This is a genomic window from Streptomyces sp. LS1784 (genome assembly GCF_020103755.1).
Taxonomy (GTDB): Bacteria; Actinomycetota; Actinomycetes; order Streptomycetales; family Streptomycetaceae; genus Kitasatospora.
Genome location: NZ_JAHSQD010001047.1, coordinates 1 through 1,386, shown reverse-complemented (window position 1 = coordinate 1,386; position 1,386 = coordinate 1). Strand labels below are relative to the sequence as shown.

1 protein-coding gene is annotated in these 1,386 nt (G+C 75.0%); it reads right to left on the bottom strand.

Annotation, left to right across the window (positions count from 1 at the left end; translation table 11 throughout):
- Positions 1 to 1,386, bottom strand: a 1,386-nt coding sequence (locus KS423_RS45500; protein WP_224285517.1) for an MFS transporter, incomplete at both ends; no start/stop codon positions are given.

Here is a 1,386-nt window from a genome sequence, read left to right as displayed (position 1 = left end):
CGGCGGCCCGGAGACCGCCCCGGCCCGAGGCCATGTCGGCGGCCGCCACCAGCAGCGCCGCCAGCACCAGGCCGGCCGCGACCGTCACCCCCAGCTGGAAGGCCAGCGCCCAGTCCGGGCGGGGGCCGGCGGCATGGGCGAAGAACACCGAGCCGACGACGGCGATGCCCACCGCCGAGCCGACCCGCTGCGCGGTCTGCAGCACTCCGCCCGCGCTGCCCGCCCGGGCCACCGGCACCTGCTGGAGGGTCAGCGTCTGGTTCGGGGCGACCACCAGTCCGCTGCCCACCCCGGCGATCAGCAGTGGCAGCGCCATCGTCCAGCCCACGTCGGGCCCGGACCACAGCTGCACCGCGAGCGTCGAGGCCAGCAGCCCGGCCAGCACCAGCACCAGCCCGGCCACCACCAGCCGCCGCCCCAGCCGGCTCACCAGGCTCCCGCCCACCGCCGCGGACACCGCCGAGCCGACCGCGAACGGCGTGATCGCCAGGCCCGCCATCAGCGCCGAGTAGTGCAGGCCCACCTGGAGGTAGAGGGTGAAGATGAAGAAGATCGCGGTGAACCCGGCGAAGTACACCAGCGACAGCAGCGTCCCCGCCGCGTACGGGCGCACCGCGAACAGCGCCATGCTCACCAGCGGTTCGTGCCGCCGCCCGTAGGACAGCTCCCAGCCGACGAAGACGGCGAGCAGCACCGCCGCCAGCGCCAGCAGCAGCCATCGGGCCGAGTCGTGCCACTGCTGCGCCTGGACGAACGGCAGCAGCAGCGAGACCGTCCCGGCGCCGAGCAGCAGCACGCCGACCGGGTCGAAGTCCCGGTGTCCGGCCCGCTCGGCGGCGGGCGGGGGCGCCGGAAGCAGCCGGTAGGCGATCGGCAGCGCGGCGACGCCGATCGGCAGGTTGACCAGGAACACCCAGCGCCAGCCGTCCTTCGGGCCGAACAGGTGGATCAGCAGCCCGCCGAGCAGCGGCCCGACCGCGGTGGACAGCCCGATGGTCGTGCCCAGCACGCCGAAGGCCCGGCCGCGCTCCGCGCCCCGGAACAGCACCTGGATGAAGCCGGACACCTGCGGCACCAGCACCCCGCCGGCCGCGCCCTGGAACAGCCGGGCCAGCACCAGCCACTCCTGGCTCTGCGCCGCCCCGGCGAGCGCGCTGGCCGCGGTGAACAGGGCGAGCCCGACGAGGAAGACGGCCCGCCGGCTGCGCGCGTCGCCGAGCCTCCCGGCGGGCACCAGCACCAGGCCGAAGGCCAGCGCGTAGCCGCTGAGCACCCATTGCAGTCCGCTGTCGGACATGTGCAGCCCGGCCCGTACGGTCGGCAGGGCGACGTTGACGATGCTGACGTCCAACAGGGTCATGAAGCCGGCGACCAGGCAGACCACGA